The 24,850-nt window shown below is 66.2% G+C and carries 13 protein-coding genes and 1 tRNA gene; 4 read left to right on the top strand and 10 right to left on the bottom strand.

Annotated elements, in window-relative coordinates; genetic code table 11:
- The first annotated feature begins 91 nt into the window (after positions 1-91).
- The gene (locus tag AC07M1_RS07400; RefSeq protein WP_495161904.1) at positions 92-12,649 is read left to right on the top strand and encodes an autotransporter-associated beta strand repeat-containing protein; all 12,558 of its coding nucleotides are present in this window, start codon (positions 92-94) and stop codon (positions 12,647-12,649) included.
- Positions 12,650-13,036: 387 nt separating this feature from the next.
- On the opposite strand, the gene AC07M1_RS07395 is transcribed toward AC07M1_RS07400, so the two are convergent.
- Together AC07M1_RS07395 and AC07M1_RS07390 are read right to left on the bottom strand one after the other, a co-directional pair.
- A tRNA-Gln gene (locus AC07M1_RS07395) sits at positions 13,037-13,111 on the bottom strand.
- A gap of 52 nt (positions 13,112-13,163) precedes the next feature.
- Positions 13,164-14,252, bottom strand: coding sequence for a branched-chain amino acid aminotransferase (locus AC07M1_RS07390; RefSeq protein ID WP_495161903.1), 1,089 nt, complete (start codon positions 14,250-14,252; stop codon positions 13,164-13,166).
- 96 nt (positions 14,253-14,348) lie between these two features.
- Between AC07M1_RS07390 and AC07M1_RS07385 the strand changes: the two genes are divergently transcribed.
- Positions 14,349-14,831, top strand: coding sequence for a MarR family winged helix-turn-helix transcriptional regulator (locus AC07M1_RS07385; protein WP_495161902.1), 483 nt, complete (start codon positions 14,349-14,351; stop codon positions 14,829-14,831).
- Here the strand turns inward: AC07M1_RS07385 and AC07M1_RS07380 are convergent.
- The 7 genes from AC07M1_RS07380 to AC07M1_RS07350 all read right to left on the bottom strand — a co-directional run bounded on the left by AC07M1_RS07380 (position 14,828) and on the right by AC07M1_RS07350 (position 22,035).
- Positions 14,828-15,634, bottom strand: a complete 807-nt coding sequence (locus AC07M1_RS07380) for a pyrroline-5-carboxylate reductase family protein (protein ID WP_495161901.1) — start codon at positions 15,632-15,634, stop codon at positions 14,828-14,830. The two genes, AC07M1_RS07385 and AC07M1_RS07380, sit on opposite strands and share 4 nt — an antisense overlap.
- 118 nt (positions 15,635-15,752) lie before the next feature.
- Positions 15,753-16,259 carry a hypothetical protein gene (locus AC07M1_RS07375; RefSeq protein ID WP_495161900.1) on the bottom strand — a complete coding sequence of 169 codons (507 nt, stop codon included), beginning with the start codon at positions 16,257-16,259 and terminating at the stop codon, positions 15,753-15,755.
- Between the two features lie 41 nt (positions 16,260-16,300).
- A complete protein-coding gene (locus AC07M1_RS07370) occupies positions 16,301-16,807 on the bottom strand; it encodes a type III secretion system chaperone family protein (RefSeq protein WP_495162828.1) in 507 nt (168 codons plus the stop codon).
- A 110-nt stretch (positions 16,808-16,917) separates the two neighbouring features.
- Positions 16,918-17,226: an accessory factor UbiK family protein gene (locus AC07M1_RS07365; RefSeq protein WP_495161899.1), complete on the bottom strand. Its 309-nt coding sequence runs from the start codon at positions 17,224-17,226 to the stop codon at positions 16,918-16,920.
- Between the two features lie 30 nt (positions 17,227-17,256).
- Positions 17,257-17,808, bottom strand: coding sequence for a TspO/MBR family protein (locus AC07M1_RS07360; RefSeq protein WP_495161898.1), 552 nt, complete (start codon positions 17,806-17,808; stop codon positions 17,257-17,259).
- A gap of 61 nt (positions 17,809-17,869) precedes the next feature.
- Positions 17,870-20,965 (bottom strand): efflux RND transporter permease subunit, encoded by a 3,096-nt coding sequence (locus AC07M1_RS07355; RefSeq protein ID WP_495161897.1) that lies wholly within the window; start codon positions 20,963-20,965, stop codon positions 17,870-17,872.
- Positions 20,965-22,035, bottom strand: a complete 1,071-nt coding sequence (locus AC07M1_RS07350) for an efflux RND transporter periplasmic adaptor subunit (RefSeq protein WP_495161896.1) — start codon at positions 22,033-22,035, stop codon at positions 20,965-20,967. The genes AC07M1_RS07355 and AC07M1_RS07350 overlap by 1 nt, the downstream gene beginning before the upstream one ends.
- A 221-nt stretch (positions 22,036-22,256) precedes the next feature.
- On the opposite strand from AC07M1_RS07350, the gene AC07M1_RS07345 reads away from it, so the two are divergent.
- Both AC07M1_RS07345 and AC07M1_RS07340 read left to right on the top strand, forming a co-directional pair.
- A complete protein-coding gene (locus AC07M1_RS07345; RefSeq protein WP_495161895.1) occupies positions 22,257-23,366 on the top strand; it encodes a DUF47 family protein in 1,110 nt (369 codons plus the stop codon).
- 12 nt (positions 23,367-23,378) lie between these two features.
- Entirely contained in the window at positions 23,379-24,392 is a 1,014-nt protein-coding gene (locus tag AC07M1_RS07340; protein WP_495161894.1) for an inorganic phosphate transporter, read from the top strand.
- Here the strand turns inward: AC07M1_RS07340 and AC07M1_RS07335 are convergent.
- On the bottom strand, positions 24,368-24,802 hold the full coding sequence (locus tag AC07M1_RS07335; RefSeq protein ID WP_495161893.1) for a lipocalin-like domain-containing protein: 435 nt from the start codon (positions 24,800-24,802) through the stop codon (positions 24,368-24,370). The two genes, AC07M1_RS07340 and AC07M1_RS07335, sit on opposite strands and share 25 nt — an antisense overlap.
- Positions 24,803-24,850: the final 48 nt, after the last annotated feature.

Below are 24,850 nucleotides of genomic sequence, written 5' to 3'. Positions count from 1 at the left end.
ATTCCAGCCATTTGAGACCGGGCCCCACCCCCATATGGCATATTGACTCAGTTTCGTTGTGTGTTGTCGGTCCCCGCAGGGGGAAATTGACATGGTCCGAAATACCGATTCGCTCGCGATCCTGGGCGCTGATCAGCGCAAAGCGAGGCGGAGCGGCCCTTATCGGACCCGAACCGCGCTGGCCGGCGGCCTGGCCGCGACAATCCTGCTCGCGCTGCCCGCAGCCGCGCAGACGACATATGGTGGCCGGGGTGGACAAGGCAACGCTCCGGGATCCCCGGCAGGCGGCACCAGCAACGGCACCGGCGCGGGCGGCACCGGCAGCACGGCCGGCGAAAACTATGAGGGTGCGGGCGGCGGCGGCGCAGGCGCGACCGGCGGGGCCGGTGGCGCCGCATGGAACGCAACCCCGGGCGGCGCCGGCGGCGCGACGGCGGGCGCTTCGGGCGACAACGGCACGGGCGGTGGCATTGGCAGCCGGGCAAGTGGCGGCGGCGGCGGCGCCCACGGCGCCGTTCTCTCCAGCGCGCCAGGCGTTGCGGTGACCGGCGGCCATGGCGGCCATGGCGGCGGTTCCTCCGACGGCGATGGCGGCGGCGGCGGCGCGGGCGGCTATGGCGCAGTGACGACCGGCACCGGGACGATCTTCTTCAACTACGCCATCACCGGAGGCAATGGCGGAAACGGCGGTGGCGGCTATTTCTACGGCGGCAGCGGCGGCGATGGCGGCATCGGCCTGCTGTTCACCGGCACCGGCACCACCGTCTCGATCAGCGGCGCGGTCAACGGCGGCAATGGCGGCAACGCAGGCGCTTTCGTCGGCCCCGGCTTCGGCAATGGCGACAATGGCGCCGGCGGCATCGGCCTCGTCGCGAGCGACGTCAACATCGTCCTCCACGCCACGATCCGCGGAGGCGTATCCGGCAATGGCGTCACACGCGCGCTGGCGATGCGGCTGGGCGGCGCCAACCAGATCGCGCTCGCCAGCGGCTGGGGCCTGGTCGGCGGCATCGAGCTCGCCGGGGGCAGCCTGGAGTTCGTCCAGGGCAACAACCAGAGCCTGGCCAACGAGATTCTCGGCACCGGCAAGCTGATCAAGAGCAGCATCGGCACGCTGACGCTGACCGGGGCCAACAGCTATTCGGGCGGCACCGAGATCCGCGGCGGCACGCTCGTCCAGGGCAGCGCCAACGCACTCGGCAGCGGCAACATCGCTCTCAATGGCGGCACGCTGAACCTGTTTGCCTATGATCTGGCGCTGAACCGTATCTCAGGCACCGGCAGCATCACCAGCAGCGCCGGCGGCAAGCTGACCCAGACCAGCGGGTCGAGCATTTTCGGTAGCGATACGGGCACGATCACCAGCAGCGCCGGCATCGTGGTCGGTGCCGGCGCCACGCTGACGCTACTCGGCAACAATGACCTTACCGGCGGCATCACCGTGTCCGGCACGCTTCGGATCGGCGCGAGCGGCGCGGCAGGTGGATCGGGCAACACGATCACTACCACCGGATCGGTGATCAGCTATGCCAATGGCGTCGACAATGGCGCAGCGATCCAGATCGCCTCGAACACCACGCAGCTCGAGGTGCTGGCCGCCAATGTCGCGACCCAGAGCGGCGCGATCGGCGAAGATCAGCCGGGACGCGGCTTCGAGAAGATCGGCACGGGCAGGCTGATCCTCACCGGTGCCAGCAGCTATACCGGCACGACCACGCTCACCGCCGGCAGCCTGCAGATCGGCAATGGCGGTACCAGTGGCACGCTGGGCAGCGGCCAGACCAGCCTCGCCGCCGGCACTGAGCTGGTCTTCAACCGCTCGGACACGATCGTCGCCGCCAGCCAGATCACCGGCGACGGCCAGCTGCGCAAGCTCGGCGGGGGCCAGCTAACGCTGAACGGCGCCAGCAGCTATACGGGCGGGACGATCGTCGAGGCGGGAACCCTGGCGCTCGGCCATGTCACCGCCGCCGGTACCGGGACGATCTGGCTCCGCGACGGCACCACGCTCCGCAACACGACGACGGGCTCCACCGTCTTCTTCGACAATGCGATCCGGATCGACGCCGGCGAAACCGCGACAATCAACGGCAACACCGTTGGCGGCGCTGCGCTGAACGGTGCGATCACCGGCGGCGGCGACCTCATCTTCACCGGCCTCGTCGCGCTGACCGGCATCAGCGGCTACGGCACCACGACGGTCAACAGCAATTCGGAGCTGCTGGCCGGCTACCAGACGAGGGGGACGCTCGGAACCGGCAATGTCACCAACTACGGCCTGCTCACCTTCGGGCGGATGGACACGGTGACCGTGTCGAACGTGATCGGCGGCACGGGAGAAGTGAGGAAGCGGAACGGCGGAGTGGTGATCCTGACCGGCGACAATGATTATACCGGCATCACCACCATCAACTCCGGCAGCACCATTCAGGTGGGCGATGGCGGCACCAGCGGCACGCTCGGCACCGGCGACGTCGCCAATAATGGCACCCTGATCTTCAACCGGGGCGATGACATCACGATCGCCAACAATATCAGCGGCAGCACCGGTCGCCTGACCAAGCAGGGCACCGGCATGCTGACGCTCACCGGCAGCAACAGCTATGGCGCCGGCACCACCATCAGTGCCGGCATATTGCGGGTCGGCGATGGCGGCACTACCGGCACGCTGGGCAGCGGTAGTGTCACCAATGACAGCGCGCTGGTCTTCAACCGATCGGACGACATCGCCGTCGCCAACGCCATTTCCGGCAGCGGCAGCCTCACCAAGCTGGGCGGCGGCGTGCTGACCCTTTCCGGCAACAACGGCTATGATGGCGGCACGACGATCAGCGCCGGCACGCTGAAGCTGAGCAGCGCCACCGCCCATGGAACGGGTACCATCCTGCTCGATGGCGGCACGCTGGACGTCGGCGATCTCGCCTTCCGCCTCGCTCATCTGAGTGGCGGCAACGGCACGATCACCGCTTCCGGGACCGGCAGCCTGAACGTCGGCGCAGGCGAGGCAGTGACGTTCGGCAGCACCGGCAATTCGATCGATTCCGATGTCATGCTGACCATCGCCCCGACCGGCGCGCTGACACTGCTCGGCAACAACGGGCTGACCGGCGGGATCTCGCTCGCCGGCCGGCTGGTGATTGGCGAAAGCGGCGCGGCGGGCGGCATGGACAACACGATCTACACGATCGGATCGGTGATCAGCTATGCCGATAGCGTCGACAATGGCACCGCGATCGCGCTGCGGTCGGACACGACCCAGCTCGAAGTGCTGGGCACGGACGTCGCCACCCAGAGCGGCACAATCAGCCAGGATCTGCAGAGCCGCGGTTTCGAAAAGACCGGTACGGGCACGCTGATCCTGACCGCGACCGACAACAGCTATACGGGCGCCACGACGGTTTCCGCGGGCACGCTGGGGCTGGGGAACGACGGCGCCGCCGGCACCGGTACGATCAAGCTGGCGGACAACACCACGCTGCTCAACGTCTCGTGCGGCTGTGCCGCGCTGACGCTCACCAACGCGATCCAGATCGCGCTCGGCGGCACCGCGACGATCGATAGCGACGGCTATGAAACCGTGCTCGCAGGCAACATTACCGGCGGCAACCTGGTCTTCGCCGACACCTTTGGCGGCGGCACCACCTACCTCACTGGCGCCAACAGCTATGGCGACACGCGGGTCGGCACCGGCGCGACGCTGATGGTCGGAGACGGCGGCACCACCGGCAGCATCGGCACGGGCGCGATCACCGTCGACGCCCTCGCCATGCTCGCCTTCAACCGCTCGGACGTGGTGACGCTGTCCAGCGCAGTGGCCGGCGATGGCTTCCTGGGCCAGTTCGGCACCGGAACGCTGATCCTCACCGCCGACAACAGCTATACCGGCGGCACGGTCCTCCTCGATCCGACCGGCACGCTTCAGGTAGGCGATGGCGGCACCACCGGTTCGCTGGGCAACGGCCCGGTCTTCATGGCCGGCGGCACGCTGGCCTTCAACCGTTCGAACGACATCAACTTCGCCGGCAGTATCGCGGGCGACGGCAGGATCACCAAGCTCGGTGCGGGCACGCTGACGCTGAGCGGCGACAATCTCAACGGCGCCTCCGGCCCCTATGTCGGAGCCTTCTCGATCCAGGCCGGAACGCTGGCGATCGGCGAATTCGGCCTCGGCGCGAGCCAGCTGGTTGAGATCGACAATGGCGCGACGCTCAAGGCCTTCGAAGACAGCTATGCCGGCGACGTCGCGATTCTGTCGGGCGGCGGCACGATCGATAGCGGCGGCTACACCTTCGAGATGATCGGCGCGCTCGACCTTCAGGGCGAGTTGACCAAGACCGGCACGGGCACGCTGCTGCTCGGAGACGTCAACGAGGAAGGCCGGGGCGCCGGCGGGATCAATGTCACCGCGGGCATGCTTGGGCTGGGCAGCGACTTTGCCGCCGGCACCGGGCTGATCAAGCTGGCCAACGGCACGACCCTGCTCAACGCCGCCTGCGGCTGCGCCCGCCTCGACATCGACAACGATATCCAGGTCGCGATCGGCGGCGCGGCGACCTTCGACGGCGGCGGCAACAACACCGACCTGAACGGCGCGATCAGCGGCGGCGATGTGCATTTCACCACGAGCCTCTCCGCGCCGTTCGCGGGGAGCATCTTCCGGCTCAATGGCGCGAACAGCTATGGCGCGACCCGGATCGGCCCCAATGTCGCGCTGATCGTCTATGACGGCAAACTGGGTACCGGCGACGTCACCTTCGACGCCGCTGCATCGGACCCGACGACGCCTGCCGCGCTCGTCTTCCAGAACGCCACCGACTACAGCTTAGCCGGCAGGATCATCGGCAGCGGGATCGTCAGCGTCGAATCGGATCCCGGCACTTCGGTGACGCTGACCGGCTCGAACACCACGACCGACAATTTCACCGGATCGGTGGACGTGATCAGCGGCCGGCTGGTGATCAACGGCAGCTTCGGCGACGTGGTGAGCAACACCGCCAGAATGACGCTCAATGGCGGCGCGCTGGGCGGCAGCGGTACCTTCCACGGCAGCGTCGCGCTCGACAACACCACGCTGTCTCCGGGCAACAGCCCGGGCACGCTCAACATCGCCGGGAATCTGACCCTCGGCGCCGGCACCATCCTGAATTTCGAGCTGGGCGCGCCCGGCGTGGTGGGCGGGGCCAGCAACGATCTGGTCAATGTCGGCGGCAACCTGACGCTCGACGGCACACTCAACACCATCGCCTGGGGCGCCGGCTATGGTCCGGGCTATTACCGCCTGTTCAACTATGGCGGCACGCTGACCGACAATGGCCTCACCATCGGCACAGTTGCTGGCGGGCTCGGCACTCAGATCCTCACCAATATCGGCGGTCAGGTGAACCTGCGCCTCGGCGGCTCCCAGGCCATCCAGTATTGGGATGGCGCTGACATGGGCACGACCGCCGGCCTCGCCGGGGGCGCAGGCACCTGGAACGGCACGAACACCAACTGGACCGGCCCGACGGGCTTCGCGATCAACGATGCCTGGCAGAGCCAGATTGGCGTGTTCGCCGGCTCGGCCGGCGGCACCGTCACCGTCGACGGCACCCAGAACTTCGAGGAGCTGCGCTTCGAGACCAATGGCTATGTGCTGCGCCCGGCGAACGGAAGCGCCCGGCTGAACACCACTGGCGGCTTCTCGATCATCGATGTCTCGAGCGGCGTCACCGCCGACATCGGCGTGATCATCCAGGGTGGCGCAGGCCTCGACAAGACCGGCGCCGGCACGCTGATCCTCTCCGCGGTCAACAGCTATAGCGGCGCGACCGACGTCGCCGCCGGCACGCTGCGGCTAGGAATCAACAACGCGCTCACTGACCCGACCGCACTCACTGTCCAGGCGGGCGCCACCTTCGACCTTAACGGATTCCAGACGCATGTCGGATCGCTCGGGGGCGCAGGTGCGGTTACCCTCAACAACGGCCGGCTCGACACGGGCTACAACAACACCTCGACGATCTTCAGCGGCGCGGTGACGGGGGCCGATGGCGGCGCGTCCGTCTTCACCAAGAACGGCAGCGGCACGCTGGCGCTGAACGGCACCATCGCCTTGGGTAACGGCGGCGGCGTCCTGAATTCCTTCGCTCAGATCAACGCTGGCACGCTGCAGATCGCTGGCACCGGCAGGCTCAACGCCGACCTGATCCAGAACTTCTCGACGATCGAGAACAGCGGCACGATCGAGGGCTTCTCCAATTTCCAGACCTTCGGCACGGTGACCAACAACGCCACCGGCGTGATCAACGGCAACACCCAGAATTTCAGCACCTTCGACAATTACGGGACGATGGGCGGGCTACAGTCGCTCGGCGGCGTCGCGACCAACTACAGCACGGGCGTCATCAACGGCAACGTCCAGACCTTCGCCAGCTTCATCAGCACGGGCATCATCAACGGCTCGATCAGCAATTTCGCCGCGGCGCTGATCGAGAAACAGGTCAATGGCGAGGTCGGCAACTTCCAGGTCGGCGCGAGCGTGACGCTCACCGGCACGGTGACCGGCATCACCAACTACCAGGGCGTGCAAGGTGCGCTGCTCGACCTCGCCGGTTTCGACACGACGGTCGGCGCGCTCAACGGCAGCGGTGCGATCCAGCTCGGCGTGGCTACGCTGACGGTGGACAGCAGCCGGCCCTTCTCGTCCTTCGGCGGCACGATCTCGGGCAGCGGCGGCCTGATCAAGACCGGCGCGGGCGAGCAGATTCTGGGCGGGCTGAACGACTATACCGGCGCCACTGCGGTCAATGCGGGTACCCTCAACCTCGACGTTGGTGGCGCGCTGACCAGCGACGTGACGGTCGCGAACGGCGCCACATTCATCAATAGCGGCACCGTCACCGGCCTCACCACCAACGGCGGGACGCTGAGCGGCTCTGGCATTTTCAATGGCGCACTGGCGCTGGTCAATTTGAGCGGCGGTACCGCCACGCTTGGCGGCCAGGCCAATGGCACGGTCCAGAACAGCGGCACTTTCAATGCCAGTGGCGTCACCGGGATCACCGGCTTCAGCCAGGTCGCGGGCGGCCAGCTCAACCTCGTCGCCGATCTTGCGCTGGGTTCGCTGAGCGGCGCGGGTGGCGTCAATCTCGACATATACACGCTCACGTTGGGTGCGAGCGGCGCCAGCACCAGTTTCGACGGCGCGATTGCTGGCAATGGGGGGCTGACCAAGACCGGCGCCGGCGTGTTCACGCTGACCGGCACCAACAGCTATAATGGCGCGACGCTGATCAACGGCGGCACGCTGCAACTGGCCAGCACCGGTTCGATCGCCGGGGAAGTGATCAACAACGCCGCATTGGTTTCGATGGGGACCCTGAGCGGTGGACTGACCAACAACGGCGCCGCAATGCTGGGCAATGTGGTGAACGGGCTGATCCAGAATCAGTCCGGCACCATTTCGCTGACCAGCGATGTGACGGGCACCGGGCGGTTCGACCAGTCGAGCGGCGCGCTGTTCGATCTCGCGCTCAGGAATGCCAGCTTCGGGTCGCTGAGCGGTGAAGGTGCCGTCGATTTGCGCAATGGCCGGCTCACCATCGGCAGCGACGACACGAACACGGGCTTCGCCGGCACGATCACCGGGACGGGCGGTATCACCAAGACCGGCGACGGCACGATGACGCTGACCGGCGTCAGCACCTATGGCGGCGCGACCTTCATCAACCAGGGTACGCTGTCCTTGGGAGACGGCGGCGCGATCGGCGGCGGGCTGGTCGCGAACAACGGCACGCTCGACTTCGGCGGATCGATCGACCGGAGCTTCGGCAACACGATCAACGGCAGCGGCAGTCTGACCAAGAACGGCACCGGCCTGCTCGTTCTCAGCGGTGCCAACGGCTATAATGGCGGCACCCAGGTCCTTGGCGGCATGGTCGGCTTCGACAATGGTCAGGCGCTGGGTACCGGCAATATCGAACTGGTCGATGGTACCGGACTGCGCAACATGCAGGCGGGCGCGGTGACGCTGGCGAATGGCGTCCATGTGGGCTCCGGCGCTGCGACGCTGGAAGGCGTGACCGGGTCGAACACCGCGCTGACCGGATCGATCAGCGGCGGCGACGTCCGCTTCGCGGTGTCGGGCGTGGGCACGGCCAGATTCACGCTGGATGGCGCCAACAGCTATCGCGACACGCAGATCGGCGCCGGGGCAGCGGTCAACGTAGCGGGTGGGACGCTGGGCACGGGCAATGTCGCGCTGACCGATGCGAGCGCATCGCTCACCTTCGCCACCGCCACCAATTACAGCTATAGCGGCGTGATTTCGGGCAATGGCCAGATCGGCGTGAACACCGCAGTCGGCGTGGGCATCACCCTGACCGCTTCGAACGATGCGACACAGAACTTCACCGGAACCGTGACGGTGAATAGCGGCCAATTGACGCTCAACGGTGTCTTTGGTGACGTAGTAGGCAACACCGCCAGCCTGACGCTAAACGGCGGTTCGCTGGGCGGCAGCGGCACGTTCCATGGCGACGTCACGGTGACGAGCGGCACGCTCTCGCCCGGCAACAGCCCGGGTACGCTCAACATCGCCGGCAATCTCAACCTCGGCGCCGGGACCCTTCTGAATTTCGAACTGGGCGAGGCCGGTACGCCTGGCGGCGCCAACAACGATCTCGTCAATGTTGGCGGCAACCTCACGCTCGACGGCACGCTCAACGTCACCGCCCTGCCCGGCTTTGGCGAGGGCTATTACCGGCTGTTCAACTATGGCGGTACGCTGACCGACAACGGCCTGCTCTTTGGCGCGATGCCGGCTGGTTACACGTCCAACCTGCTCACCAATATCGGCGGTCAGGTGAACATTCTGTTCTCCAGCAGTCCCCAGGCGATCCAATATTGGGATGGCACCGACCTAACCGGCGGTGTGGCGGGGGCCGACGGCGGCGCCGGCACCTGGAACAGCGCGGGCACCAACTGGACCGCGCCGACCGGCTATGCGGTCAACGACAGCTGGCGCGGTCAGGTCGCGGTGTTCGGCGGTGCGGCTGGCGGCAATGTGACCGTGGGGGGCGTTCAGGCCTTCCAGGAGCTGCGCTTCCAGACCGGCGGCTATGTGATCGCGGGCGCGACGGCGGCGGACGGGCTGGCGACCACCGGCGGCTTCTCGGTGATCGACGTCAGCAACGGCGTGGATAGCCGGATCGACGCAGTGATCTCGGGCATGGGCGGGCTGACCAAGACCGGCAGCGGCACGCTAACGTTTGGCGGCGCGAACAGCTATGCCGGCGTCACCACGGTTTCCGGCGGCACGCTGGTCCTCACCACCAGCGGTTCGCTCGCGGGTGCAGTCCGGAACGATGCGACGTTCAACAATGCCGGAACCATCACGGGTCTGGTGACCAACACCGGCACACTGACGAGCACCGGCACATTGGCAGGCGGTCTGTACAACAGCGGCACGGCGTCGCTCGCCGGCACGGTGACCGGCGCGATCGCGAACAGCGGCGGAATCTCGCTGACCGGTACCACCACCGGCATCGGCGCGGTAACGCAGGTAGCGGGCGGCAGCATCGCGCTGAATGGGTTCAGCACCAGCTTCGGCAGCCTAGCCGGCGCCGGCACGGTCAACCTGGGCAGCGCCACGCTGACGCTGGGCGGCGACAACAGCAGCACCAGTTTCAGCGGCATCGTTTCGGGCAGCGGGGGACTGACCAAGACGGGTACGGGCAGCTTCACCCTGACCGGCACCAACAGCTACACCGGTATTACCACGGTGAGCGCGGGTACGCTCCAGCTGAGCGGCACCGGCACGATAGCCGGCGCGGTGCTGAACAACGCGACCTTCAACAATGTCGGCACGGTTGCCGGGTTGGTGACCAACAACGCCACGCTCAACAGCACCGGCACGCTCTCGGGCGGGTTAGCCAATAACGGCACGGTTACGCTCTCGGGTACACTGACTGGCGCGGTGTCGAGCAGCGGCACGATCGCCCTCGCCGGCACCACCACCGGCATCGGCGCAGTGACTCAGGCAGCGGGCGGCAGTATCGCACTGAACGGCTTCGACACCAGCTTCGGCAGCCTGGCCGGCGCTGGCACGATCAGCAACGGTGGGGCGACGCTGACGCTGGGCGGCAACAACGGCTCGACCAGCTTCGGAGGGGGGATCTCGGGCAGCGGCGCGCTGATCAAGACCGGGGCCGGCACCTTCACGCTGACGGGCGCCAACACCTATATCGGTCTCACCACGGTAAGCACCGGCACGCTGGCGCTGGGCACGAGCGGTAGCCTGGCCGGCAATGTGCTCAACCAGGCGAGCTTCACCAATGCGGGTACCGTAACCGGCATGGTGCGGAATGACGGCACGCTGGCCAGCTCGGGCACAATCAGCGGCGGCCTGCTCAACAACGGCAACGCCACGCTCTCCGGCACGATCGGCACCGGCATCGTCAACAACGCCAGCATCACGCTGAACGGCACGACGACGACCGTAGCACTGCAACAGGCGGCGACGGGCAGCTTCAATCTCACAGGCTTCAGCGCGTCGGTCGGTACGCTGACCGGGGCCGGCGCGATCACGCTTGGTAGCGGTGCCCTCGCGATCGGTGCAGGCAACGGCAATTCGTCGTTCGCCGGTACGATCTCCGGTAGCGGGAGCCTGACCAAGACCGGCACGGGCACTCTCACGCTCACCGGTGCGGCGAACCAAACCGGCGGCACCACCATTTCCGCCGGCACGCTCCAGATCGGCAATGGCGGCACCAACGGGTCGATCGCAGGCGCGGTCGTCAACAATGGTCTGCTCGTGCTCAACCGCGGCGACGTGGTGACGCTGGCGAACGCCATCTCCGGCACCGGTGGCTTCGTGCAGGCGGGTACCGGCACGACCACGCTCACCGGCGTCAACAGCTATACCGGCGGCACGCTGGTGTCGGCCGGGCGGCTGCGCGGCGACACGACTTCGCTCAAGGGCGATATCCGCATCGACGCGACGCTTGAGTTCGCGCAGGCCGCCAATGGCAGCTATGCTGGTCGCCTGATTGGTGCAGGCTTGTTCGAGAAGAGTGGGATCGGCGTCGTGTCGCTGACGGGTGACAGTTCGGGCTTTACCGGCGCCACCCGGGTTCTGAGCGGCACGCTGGCGGTCAACGGCCTGCTCTCGCGTTCGATCGTTACCATCGGCAATGGCGCGACGCTGGGCGGCACCGGCACGGTCGGCGGCATCATCGCGCAGAGCGGCGCCGCAGTGGCGCCGGGCAACAGCGTCGGCACGCTCAATGTTAGTGGCAACGTCCTATTCCAGGCGGGTTCGCTGTTCGCCGCCGAAGTTCAGCCAAGCGGCAGCGACAAGATCCTCGCCACCGGTACGGCACAGCTGAGCGGCACGCTGGCACTGCTCAACCTGGGCGGCACCTACGCCTTCAACAGCGTCTATGTGCTGCTCCGCGCCGATTCCGGAGTGACCGGCACCTTCAATGTTACCGGCCTCAACAGCTTCGGCATCATCTTCCGGCCGAAGATCATCTACACCGCGAGCGAAGTGCAGCTGATGCTCGCGCCCAACCGGCTGACGGACGTGCTGGGCAACCTGCCGCTCAGCTACAATCAGACCAGCACGATCAGCCGAATCGATGCGGCGGTCGTCGCAGGATATGATCCCACACCGATCGCAGGGCTCTACAATCTGGCGCCCGCTGCAATCCCCGCAGCGCTCGATCAGCTTTCAGGTGAAGTCTATGCCTCCGCCACCCGCGCGGTGCTGGAGGATGAGCGGCCGGTGCGTGAAGCCGCGCTTGGCAGGCTGGGTGCAGCCGCCGATGCCGGACTTTCCGGCGCGGGCGGCTGGGGCCAGATGTTCGGCAGCTGGGGCAGCGCCAATGGCGACGGCAATGCTGCTGGTTATGATGTGGACCGCACCGGCTTCGTGATGGGCGTCGATACGGGTGCCGCGACCGAGGAAAGCTCGTGGCGCGCTGGCCTGATGGGACATCATGCCCGCATAACCGTACCGGTGAATGGCCGCGCCAGCCGGGCCGAGATCGATCGCAGCGGGGCCGGCGTCTATTTCGGCCTCGACCTGAAGGGTTGGCGCATCAATGCAGGCGCAAGCTATTCCTGGCTCGATCTCGATGCAAAGCGCCAGGTGAATGTCGCAGGCATCGCCGACAGCCTGCGCGGCAAGACCAAGGGCAAGATGATCCAGGCCTTTGGCGAGATCGCCTATCGGATCGATGCCGGCAGCCAGGGCTTCATCGCGCCCTATCTCGCCGGCAGTATCACCCGGGTCGAGTTCGATGTCTTCAAGGAAGCCGGAGGCCCTGCGGCGCTAGTGGCACGGGATCAGAAGAGTGTGTTCGGCGTTGCCGAGTTCGGCCTGCGCGGCGAAGGTGCGCTGGGTGGCGGCGTGCGCCTCGGCGGCAATGTTGGCCTGCGCCACGCCATGGGCGACCGCACCGCCGAGCCGGTCCTGGCGCTGGCAGCGGCGCCGAGCCAGGCCTTTGCAGTGCGTTCGGCCGAGATGGACAACCTCTCGGTCGTCACGAACCTCGACCTGACCGCCGATATCAGCGACTCGCTGAGCTTGCGCGTCGGTTATACCGGCGTGCGGGGGTCTGCAGCACGCGAACATGGTGCCCGTGCCACGATCAGCCTCAAGTTCTGATCTTCCGACACCGGATCTGGATGCGAGCGTCGCTAACCTCGCGGGCCTCGAGGTGGGCAGCGTAGAGATCGAGGAGAATATCTCAGGCTGGATCAGCAAAGAGCCGGCTATCGAAGAACCGGTCGCGCAAGCAGCGCTCGCGGATAACCCACCGTACATCGTCGGCCATTACACCCGCATCGCCTCGATCAGCGGAGGAGAGCGCCGCTTTTCTGCTTGCCGTGACAGACTCCAGCCGGCTCCCGCCCCGACGCGTCAAAAATCGGGACACAATAGGCGTCTGGCGCAAGCGGACGGGGGCGAGCCCAGTCCAACTGGCTTGTCCCTGTCGCTCCGATATTCGATACGGTCTTCAACGCGTTAGAGCCGAATCCCTAGGGATTCGAATGGCTGGGGCGGCTGGATTCGAACCAGCGCATGGCGGTACCAAAAACCGCTGCCTTACCGCTTGGCTACGCCCCAACATTCGCGGAAGGCACGCCCTTAAAGCGCGCCTTCCGACTTGAAAAGGGGGTCAACCGAAGCGGTGCACCCAATTATGGGTGTCCGGGGCCTGATCGCGCTGGATCGCGGTGAGTTTCGTCTTCAGGGCCTCGGTCACCTGGCCCGGACCACCGCTTCCGATGGTGAACTCGCCCTCGCGGCCCTTCACCTTGCCAACCGGAGTCACGACCGCCGCGGTGCCGCAGGCAAAGGTCTCGACCAGTTTGCCGCTTTCCGCATCCGCCTTCCACTGATCGATCGCATAGGGCTCCTCGCGCACCGTGATCCCCTGCTCGCGTGCCAGCGTCAGGATCGATTCGCGGGTGATGCCGGGCAGGATCGTGCCGCCCAGCGGCGGGGTGACGATGCTGCCATCGTCGAACACGAAGAACAGGTTCATGCCGCCTAGTTCCTCGACCCAGCGGCGCTCGACCGCGTCCAGGAACACCACCTGATCGCATCCCTTGCGGATCGCCTCGGCCTGCGCGACCAGGCTCGATGCATAGTTGCCGCCGCACTTGGCCGCGCCGGTGCCGCCGGGGGCCGCGCGCGTATAATGATCGGAAACCCAGATGGTCACCGCCGGCGCGCCGCCCTTGAAATAGGCGCCCGCCGGAGATGCGATGACCAGATAGAGATATTCCGACGCCGGCTTCACGCCCAGGAACACCTCACTCGCGAACATGAAGGGGCGCAGGTAGAGCGACCCGCCCTCGATCTGCGGGATCCACTCGCGGTCGGCCTTCACCAGCGCTTCGATCGATCCCACGAACAGGTCGTCGGGCAGCTCAGGCATCGCCATGCGCTGCGCCGATTCGCGGAAACGGCGCGCATTTTCGAGTGGACGGAACAGCGCGGTACCGTCGTCGCCGGTGCGATAGGCCTTGAGGCCCTCGAAAATTTCCTGCGCATAATGGAGCACCGCAGTGGCGGGATCGAGGCTCAGCGGCCCGCGCGCGGTAATCTTGGCATCGTGCCAGCCCTTGGTATCGGACCAGCGTACCATCGCCATATGATCGGTGAACAGCTTGCCGAAACCGGGGTTCTCAAGCAGCGCCGCACGCTCGTTTGCGGCGACCGGGTTGGGATTGGCTTCGTACTCGAACAATGCGCTGCTCACGTCTCTCTCTCCTGTTCATGGCGTCAGCACCATCACGCCAATGGCATCCAAGATGCCGGTTGCGCACGCGTAAGCCCGATGGCAAAACAGGTCAACATGGCTGTCCCAACTGCTTCTCCGCTATTCCTGCGCGAAGCCGAAATCCGGCGTGGCGTCGAGCTGCTCTATTTCGGCTACAGCCATCTGACGCGCTCGATCGATGAGGGGCTGGCGGCGCAGGGGCTTGGCCGCGCGCATCACCGCGCACTCTATTTCATCGCGCGCCAGCCGGACCTGACCGTTGGGGAACTGATCGCGCTACTGGCAATCACCAAGCAATCGCTCGGCCGCGTCCTCGCCGACCTGACCGATCGTGGCCTGATCGAGACCCGCCCCGGCCGCGAGGATCGTCGCCAACGCTTGCTGCGCCTGACGCCCGAGGGCACCGCGCTCGAGGCCCAGCTCTTCGAAGCGCTGCGCGACAAGCTCGCCGCCGCCTATTCCAGCGCCGGTCAGGGCGCCGTCGGCGGCTTCTGGGCGGTGCTGGAAGGTTTGATCCCCGAGACCGAGCGCAAGCGCGTCTCCGCGCTCGGGCGTTAGCCCGCCCGCGCCGCCGCGGCCATTTCGGCATCGCGGCGCACCGACGCGGCCAGCGTCTCCGCCATCAGCCGCCGGATCGCCTCGTCCGCGTCGAGCACGTTCAGCCCGGCGCGGGTCGATCCGCCCGGACTGGCGACCTTGTCGGCCAGCGCACCCGGCGTGTCGCTGGACGCGGCCGCCAGCAGTGCGCCGCCCTCCACGGTCGCCAGCGCCAGCCGCAATGCCTGATCGGCGGGAAGGCCAAGCTGTGCGCCGGCCGCCGCGAGTGCGTCGATGAAGCGATAGGCATAGGCCGGCCCGCATCCGCTGAGGCAGCCCATCACGCTGAATTGCGAAGCCTGCGCCCATTCGGCCAGCCCGAGCGGCGCCATCAGCGCCTCGACCCTCGCGCGCGCATCCGCATCGGCGCTGCCGGATTGCAGGATCACCACGCCCTTGCCGATCTCGACTGGGAGATTGGGCATCGCCCGCACCACCGCCCGTGCATCGAACCGTGCCGCCACAGCCGCTTCATCCGCCCCGGCAAGGATCGAAATCAGCAGCGGCGTCCCCGCAAGCCGCCCGGCCACCTGCCCAGCAACCTCATCGATCTGCTGCGGTTTCACGCCTAGCATGACAGCATCCGGCAGCGCGCCCTCCGGCAGCGCCCGCCCCTGCCGCACGCCTTCGGGCAATTTCTGCTCGCGCCGATTGAGAACGAATACGTCGCCGCCCCGCACCGTGCCGGCCGCGATCCATCGCCGCAACATGGCCCCCGCCATATTGCCGCAACCGATCAGCCAAAGCGTTTCTGGAGCCGTCACATCTCATCCCCAACCATCATTCCGGCCCTGTGCCGGGATCCACCGCGCGTCTCACTGCGACATGAGCGTCCTCAGCACAAGGTCACCGCCCAGCGCCCATGCAGCCAACAGAGCCGGATCAAGGAACCGCCGGAAATTCTATCTGCGGGGTCGGCTCGCCCGGCTCGGGAGCCCTGCACGCGGCCAGATCGAAGAACGCACGTGCCAGACTGTCCCGATTACTGGCCGTCGTCGAATGCCACGCCCAATTGCTCAGGTCCGGAAGCAGCATATGAGCGGGGGCGAGCGTGCGGGCCTTTGGCACTTCGGGATCCAGATTATACGCCGGGTCCGTCGTGAAGAACTCCATATCCCGGCGGCCAGTCTGATACTGAATCGGCGACCGGCGTTCTCGAACCCAGGCAAGATTGGTCCTCCCGTCGGTTCCACCTTGCCACGGCAGAAACCAGTACGACCTTCCCGATTCCTCGATCCGGACACGAAGGGCCAATCCGGTGGTCCAATCGGACGAACGCGGTACTGGGTAAAAACGAGCGGAGACCCCGGTCGAACCGCGCAGGTCGTAACGTGCGTTCTCGATCGGGCAGGAAGCAAGTGAGGTTGCAAGAGCGAGTTGAAGGAGCATGGTTTAGTCCCTCGTGGCAGCGACAATCTTGCTAACGGCGTCTACGCCTCGCCCTGCGTCTCGATCAGCGCCGCCGCCAGTGCGTCCTTGGGGCTCTTCCCGCCCCACAGCACGAACTGGAACACGGGGTAGAAGCGCTCGCACTCGTCGATCGCGCTCTCGACCAGCAATTCGGTCTGGGCGAGCGTCATCGACGCGCCGTCGCTCTCGCCGGGGATCATCGCGGCATGGCGGAACAGCAGGATGCCGCTAGACGACCACAGCTCGAAATGTCCGATCCACAGCTGTTCGTTGACCAGCCCGATCGTCTCATAGATGTCGCCACGCCGCTCGTCGGGCACGCGCACGTCGGGAAAGCCCAGAAACTGGAGCACGCCGTCATCCTCGCGCCAGATCGCGCGCAGCTCATATTCGGTCCAGCTCCCCTTTACGCGGGCGACGATCTCGTCGTCCTCGCGCTCATGGCTCCAGCCATGGGCGGCGTAATAGGTTTCCAGCATGTCGATCGGCGCGGCATCGTCGCGCTCATATTCGCTCTCGTCGAGCATCCGGTCGTCCTCCGCCCGGCCCTTGCCTGTGCGCATGGGTGCCTTGCGGCGCTGCGCCGCACAAGCGGGTTATGGTTACTGCTACCTAAATAGGTGTGGAAAAGCGCGAATTACGCGCCCGCCGCACCCTTTTTCGGCTTCGTGGTCTTCGGGGCCGCCTTCGGCGCTGCAGCACCGCCCAGTGCAGCCTCGAGCGCCTCGATCCGCGCCTTGAGCGCCTCATTCTCGTCGCGCGCGGCCGCGGCCATCGCCTTCACCGCCTCGAACTCGTCACGAGCGACAAAGTCCATGCCGCCGACAAAGCCCTTGAAGCGCTCACGGGCCGCCGATTCACCTTCGCGGGCCATGCCCGCCACGGTGCCGGCCGCGCCGTTCACGAACTTCACGAAGTCGTCGAAAATACGGTTGTCGCTCTGCATGTCAGTTCAGGCCCAAAATCTCGGTTTACTTCAAATAGCCATTTGGGGTGCGGACGACGCGGGCACAAGTGTTTCCGCGTTCGGGTTCAGCTGGTCGATCTTGTAGTTGAGGATGCCCGCGACGCACAGCCAGGCTAGATACGGCACCATCAGCCACGCCGCGCCCTTGCGGATCCGCCCGAAGACGAACGTCGTCGCCAGCGCCAGCGCAAAGATCAGGATGATCAGCAGCAATGCCGCCGACACCTGATGATAACCGAAGAACAGCGGCGACCATGCGAGGTTCGCCACCATCTGCACCGCGAACAGGATCAGCGCCGGGCGCCGCAAGCGCGATCCGCGCGCATTGACGATCATCGCCAGTGCCAGCCCCAGCAGGACATAGATGCTCATCCACGCGACCGGGAACACCCAGCCCGGCGGAATGTCGGCGGGTTTGACCAGTGCCTGATACCAGAGGTTCGCGTCGCCGCTCGGGAACAGCCGTCCCGACGCGAAGCCCAGCAACAGGATGAACGGAACCGTGACGATCGCCCAGCGCAGGAATGCGAGGCGTAACTGACCCTTGGACGCTATTTCCATCGCACCCCTCTACCGGGCGAATTTTACCCGGACGTTACGCACCCGACACTATTCGGCGCCACTATTCCGCCGGCTCCGGCTCTCCCATCGCCGCTTCCAGCTCACGGCTGACTGCTTGGGGCGAGCCGGTCCATTTCGCAAGCCTGCTGTAGAGGATCGGGATGAGGAACAGGGTGATCATCGTTGCCAGGATCACGCCGAACACGATGACCACGCCGATCGCCTGGCGCGCCGCCGCGCCCGCGCCGCTCGCGATCATCAACGGCACCGCGCCCGCCGCGGTCGCGATCGAGGTCATCAGGATCGCGCGCAGGCGGCGCGCCGAGGCCATGCGGATCGCCTCGGCGATGCTCTTGCCCTCGTCGCGCAGCTGGTTGGCGAACTCGACGATCAGGATGCCGTTCTTGGCGGCAAGCCCCACCAGCATGACGATGCCGACCTGACTGTAGAGGTTGAGCGTCTTGCCCATCACCGCCAGCCCCAGCATCCCGCCCGCGACCGCGAGCGGCACGGTCATGATGATCACGCCCGGATGGACGAAGCTCTCGAACTGCGCGGCCAGCACCAGATAGACGATCAGGATGGTCAGGCCGAAGACGAGCAGGATCGAACTCCCGGTCTCGACAAATGCCTGGCTCTCGCCGCGATAACCCACCGCGATCACCTCGGGCGACGCCGCCGCCTGTTCCTGCAGGAAGGTCAGCGCCTCGCCCAGCGAGTACCCCGGCGCAACCGCGCCCGACAAAGTGATCGCCCGTAGCTTGTTGTAGCGGCCCAGATCGCGCGGGCCGGAAACCTCACGCGTGGTGACCAGGTTCGACAGCGGTACCAGCGAGCCGTCGCGCGCGCGCACTTGAATCGTCCTGAGATTGTCCAGAGTCGCGCGGCCCGCCGCGTCCGCCTGCACGATCACGCGATATTCCTCGCCGCGATCGACATAGGTCGACACGCGCCGCGAGCCGAGCAAGGTCTGCAGCGCCTGGCTGACATCATTGACCGACACGCCCAGATCGCCCGCGCGCGCGGTATCCACGTCGATCCGCAGCTGCGGCTTGGTTTCCTTGTAATCGGAATCGAGGTTGATGATCCCAGGATTCTGTGCCGCCGCGGCCAGGATGCGGTCGCGCGCCTTGGCCAGATCCTCATAGGTCGTGCCCGCCAGCACGAAGCCGATCGGCTGACCGCGCCCACGTCCCAGTGCCGATCGCACCTGCGCGTTGCCGCGGATCGCCGGCTCGTTGGCTAGGATGCGATTGATCTCCTGCGCGACCTGCTGGGTCGTCTTCTCGCGGTCCTCCCACGGCTTCAGGAAGACGATGAACATACCGCTGTTGAAATCGTCGCTCGCGCCGAACCCGCCCGGCACGCGACTGATCACCGTGCGTACCGTGCCCTCATTGAGCATCGGCAGCAGCTTCTCCTGCGTCTGGGTGACGTAGCGATCCATCTGGTCGAAACCGGTGCCCTCGGGTGCACTCACCTGCACCTGCGCGACGCCCTGATCCTCGGCGGGCGCAAGTTCGGACTGAAGCGTCAGGAAGCCGCCGATCGCGACGCCCAGGAACAGCAGCACGCCGATCATCGGGATCAGCGGCTTGGTGATCGCCCGGTCGAGCCAGCGGCCGTAGAAATTCTCAAGCTTCTGGAACTTGTCATCGACCCATCCGGTGAAGCGGCCGCGCTTCTGCTTGCGCAACATCTTCGAACACAGCATCGGCGTCAGGCTGAGCGCGAGGAAGCCCGAAAAGGCCACCGCCCCGATCATCGCCACCGCCAGTTCGCGGAAGAGCAACCCGGTCTGGCCGGCCAGGAAACAGATCGGCACGAACACCGCGCACACCACCAGCGTTGTCGAGACGACAGCAAAGCCCACCTGCCGCGTGCCCTTGAACGCGGCCACCAAAGGCGGCTCACCTTCCTCGATGCGGTGATAGACATTCTCGAGCACCACGATCGCGTCGTCGACGACCAGGCCGATCGCCAGCACCAGCGCAAGCAAGGTCAGCAGGTTGATCGAGAATCCGAACATCCACAGCACCGCGAACGCGCCGAGCAGACAGATCGGCACGGTCACCGCCGGGATCAGCGTAGCCCGCCACGATCCCAGGAACAGGAAGATCACCAGCACCACCAACGCCGCGGCCTCGGCCAGCGTGTGCCACACGCCGTCGATCGCGCGGGCAATGAACAGCGAATCGTCGGAGCCGACGGTGATCGTCATCCCCTCGGGCAGATCGAGCGCTGCCGCGGTCTCCTTCGCCGCCTTCGCCACCGCCAGCGTGTTCGCGCCCGACTGGCGGACGATGCCCATGCCCACCGCCGACTGCCCGTTCATGCGGAAGGTGGTGTAGGGATTCTCTGCCCCCTCCTCGACCCTGGCGATATCGCCCAGCTTGACCTGATATCCGTCGGGACCGCGCCCCACGACCAGCCGGGTAAAGCTCTCCGCCGAGCCAAAGGGCCGGCTGACGCGCAGCGTCAGGTTCTGCTGCTGCGATTCGATGCGGCCGGCGGGCAGCTCGACATTCTGGGTGCGCAGCGCGCCTTCGACATCCGACGGGGTCAGCTGGAACGCGGCAAGCTTGTTGGCGTCGAGCCACACGCGCATCGACGGACGCGCCTGTCCACCGATGAACACCCGCGCGACGCCGTCGATCGTGCTGAACCGGTCGACCAGATTGCGGTCGACATAGTCGCTGAGCTCAAGCCGCGACCAGCCCGGACGCGAGACGACCAGGAACAGGATCGGGTTGGAATCGGCATCGACCTTGCGCACTTCGGGCGCCAGCGCCTCTTCGGGCAAATCCTCGGTCACGCTGCCGACACGGTCGCGCACATCGTTGGCAGCAGAATCGATGTCGCGGCCCGGGCGGAACTCGATCGAGATATCCGCCGAACCGTCGCGCGAGCGGGACGTGATCGTCTGGATCCCCTCGATGCCCGACAGCGCTTCCTCGATCGGCTGGGTGATCCGCGCCTCGACCACGCTGGCCGCCGCGCCGGTATAGATGGTCTCGACAGACACGATGGGCGGGTCGGTATCGGGATATTCGCGAACCGACAGGCTCAGGAACGCGACCACGCCGACGATCGTCAGCAGGATCGACAGGACGGCAGCGAAGACAGGCCGCCGGACCGAGACGTCGGAAAGCAGCATCAGCTCGCCTTGTTACCGGCCTTGGGACTCTCTGCGCCCTTGGCATTGCCCGGGCCGCCGGTGCGGACCGCCTGCCCGTCAGCGATCTTGACGACGCCTTCGGTCACAACGCGCTGGCCGGCGCTCAGGCCCTCGACGATCTCGACCATGCCGTTCTGGCGCAGCCCGGTGCGGACCGGAATTCGCTTTGCCTTGCCGTTCTCCACCATGAAGACGAAGCGGTTCTCGCCGTCGCCCACCAATGCCAGCTCGGGGACGGCGGGTGCGGTACGTGCCGCCGACTCGATCGTCACGGTCAGCAGCATGCCGGGCTTCAGCTTGCGGTCGCCATTCGCCAGCACCGCGCGCACCGTCGCGGCGCGGGTTTGCGGATTGAGCACCGGATCGATCGTATCCACCGTCCCGCGAAACGGCTGGTCGGGATAGGCTGCGGCGACCGCGACGATCGTCTGGCCAGGCTTCAACTGCGCCAGCAGCGTCTCGGGCACCGGGAAGTCGAGCTTGATGCGACTGACGTCGCTCACCGTCACGATCTCGGTCCCCGCCGTCACCACCGCGCCGGCGGAGATGTTGCGCAGTGACACCCAGCCGCCGAACGGCGCGCGCACGACGCGGTCGTTGATCCCGGCGCGCGCCTCCGCCGCCTGGGCATTGGCCTGCCCGGCCAACGCCACCTGCGAATCCACCGCGCTGCGCGTCGCGAACCCGCGCGCCTTCAGCGCCTCGAGCCGTTCGAGCTGCTGATGCGCCTCGCGCGATCGGGCCTGTGCCTGGGCGAGTTGGGCATTCTGCGTTCCCGCTTCCAGCACCGCGATCACCTGCCCGCGCGCCACAAAGGCGCCGTCATCGAAATTGAGGCGAACAATCCGCTGCGTCACCGGCGCGGTCAGCGTCACCTGCTCGTTCGCACGCGCGGTGCCCACGGCATCGATCCGTTCGACAAAGCGTGCGGGCTGCACCGCCGCCAGCGTCACCAGCGGCGCCTCGCGTCCTTTCTTGAGCGCGGCATCGCCGCCGCCACAGGCAGAAAGCAGGGCAGCCGAAGCGGCAAGGATGAGAATCGTTCGCATGGGGGTACGCGCTATGAAGACAGAGCAAGGAAAGGCAAGCTTCTCTCACCTATTTGTCGCAAAAGTGTGTCAATCCCTACGGTCGTAACGTTGCCGCAGCACCGCCACGCCTTGGCGCCATCCACAGGCTTTGACGTCATATAAACGTCACAACATTGTAACATTCGACGAAATCGGGCATCGGCGCGCGGGGAGCCGCCATCATTCGTCAAATCGCCGCCTTGCCGTACCGTTCCGAAGGGACCGCCATCGATGCGCCCGTGCGCATCCTGCTGGTCACGTCACGCGGCACCGGCCGCTGGGTGATCCCGAAGGGCAATGCCGCGACCGCCGGCTCGGTCCCACATGCCTGTGCCGCGCGTGAGGCGGAGGAGGAAGCCGGCGTCCATGGCGCCGCCTGCCCCACCCCGCTTGGGTCGTTCCGCTATCGCAAGACCCGCGGCAACGGTGCCTCGCTGATGGTCGATGTCGACGTCTTCCCGCTCGCCGTCACGCATGAGCTGCCCAAGTGGAAGGAACAGCATCAGCGCGAGCGCCGCTGGTTCACCCTCGCCGAAGCGGCCAACGCGGTGGACGAGCCCGATCTTGCCGATCTGATCCGCAGCTTCGGTGCATCCGAATTCAACGCGGCCGCGCGCCGCACCGGCGTGCTTGCCGCCGCCGCCCACAAATCAAGGGTTTCCGACATGTTCGCCTGGTTCCAGCGCCTGCTTCCCAAGACCGGCAATTTCTTCGAGCTGTTCGAGGCGCATGCGGTGACGATCACCGCTGCCGCCGACGCGCTGGCCCGCCTGTTCCAGGGCGGCGGCTCGCCCGCCGACCATATCCGCGAGATCATGGAGCGCGAGCATGATGCCGACAACATCATCCGCGAAGTGCTTCAGACGGTGCGCAAGACCTTCCTCACCCCGTTCGACCGCAGCGCGATCACCAGCCTGATCGGCGCGATGGACGATGCGGTGGACGAGATGCAGGCCGCCGCCGCCGCGGTCGACCTGTACGAGGTCACCGAGTTCGAGCAGGAAATGCGCGACATGGCCGCGATCATCGTCGACGCCGCACGGCTGACCGCGGAGGCAATGCCGCTGCTGCGCGATGTGGCAAAGAACGGCGTCCGCCTGCACGAGCTGACCGAGCGCCTCGTCCGCATGGAGGGCCATGCCGACGACATCCACGACGCCGGCATCAAGCGCGCGTTCAAGGCCTATGGCGAAAGCGATCCCATGAAGTTCATCGTCGCGCGCGAAATCTACAAGCATCTCGAACGCATCACCGACGCGCTCGAGGACGTCGCGAACGAGATCGACGGCATCGTCATCGACCACGCCTGATCGCGCTGACCCATGCACGAACTCGCCTTTCCGCTCCTCGTCGGCCTGATCATCGTCGCGCTGGCGTTCGACTTTCTGAATGGCCTGCACGACGCCGCCAATTCGATCGCCACCGTGGTCGCGACCCGGCTGCTCGGCCCGGTACAGGCCGTCGCCTTCGCAGCGTTCTTCAACTTCGCCGCCTATTTCCTGACGCTTGCCTGGCCCGAGTTGCACAAGGTCGCCGAAACGATCGGCAAGGGGATCATCGACAAGGATCTGGTCACGCCGGGCGTCGTGTTCGGCGCGCTGATCGGGGCGATGTTCTGGAACGTGGTCACCTGGATCAAGGGCATCCCGTCCTCGTCCAGCCACGCGCTGGTCGGCGGCATCGTCGGCGCCGGTGTCGCGCATGCCGGGGTCAGCGGGATCGAGTGGAGCGGCCTCAACAAGACGCTCATCGCCATCGTCCTCTCCCCCCTGCTCGGCATGCTGCTGGCGATGCTGATCATGCTGATCTCAAGCTGGGCCTTCGCCCGCGCCACCAATCGCACGGCGGAGAAGAGCTTCCGCGTCCTCCACCTCATCTCTTCGGCCGCCTATTCGGTCAGCCACGGCCTCAACGACGCGCAGAAGACGATGGGGATCATCACCGTCCTGCTCTACTCGACCGGCTACCTCTCCGGCGAGTTCCACGTCCCGCACTGGGTCGCCATCGCCTGCTACATCGCGATCGCGCTTGGCACGCTGTCGGGCGGGTGGAAGATTATCGAGACGATGGGCAGCCGCATCACCAAGCTGTCGCAGCACCAGGGGTTCAGCGCCTCGATGGGTGGATCGATCATGGTGTTCACCGCCTCACTGCTCGGCATCCCGGTCTCGACCACCCACACCATCACCGGCAGCATCATCGGCGCGGGCACCGCCCGCCGCGCATCGGCGGTGCGTTGGGGCGTCGCGCGCAACGTCATCTGGGCCTGGTTCATCACCATCCCCGCCTCGGCGGCGGTCGGCGCGCTCTTCTACCTGCTCACCCGTCTGTTCTGATCCGAACCAGCGCGCCGCAGCACGCGTTCACCATGGACCGTGCGCCCATTTTCCTCACTGGTCGCGGTGATCGTAAGCCGGTCGCCATCGATGCGGAACCGGCGCATTTGCTCGGTTCCGATATAGTCTGGGATGTTCCCGCCGGTGACGCGCGCCGTCCAGCTCGGGCCAGCGGGATCGTAGCGATAGGTGCCGAAATAAGAGACGTACCAGATCGGCGTGGACGCGAACGCCTTGTCTGCCGTTTCGTGCATGACGCTGAATGAGAAATGGCCGTCCGGGGTGAAGATGAAGATCCCACGCGGCCGCTCGCCAAAGGGATGGCGCACCGCCGAACCTTCGGGTTGATCGACGAAACGCTCGACGATCCATGTTCCGACGAGTGGGTCTTGCTCGCGTGGCGCAGCCACGACCGGCGCCGATACCACAAGCGCTACAATGCAGATGGATTGCCATAG

It is taken from the genome of Sphingomonas sp. GW821-FHT10C01 (assembly GCF_059415525.1).
This window is presented reverse-complemented; position numbering and strand designations above follow the sequence as displayed.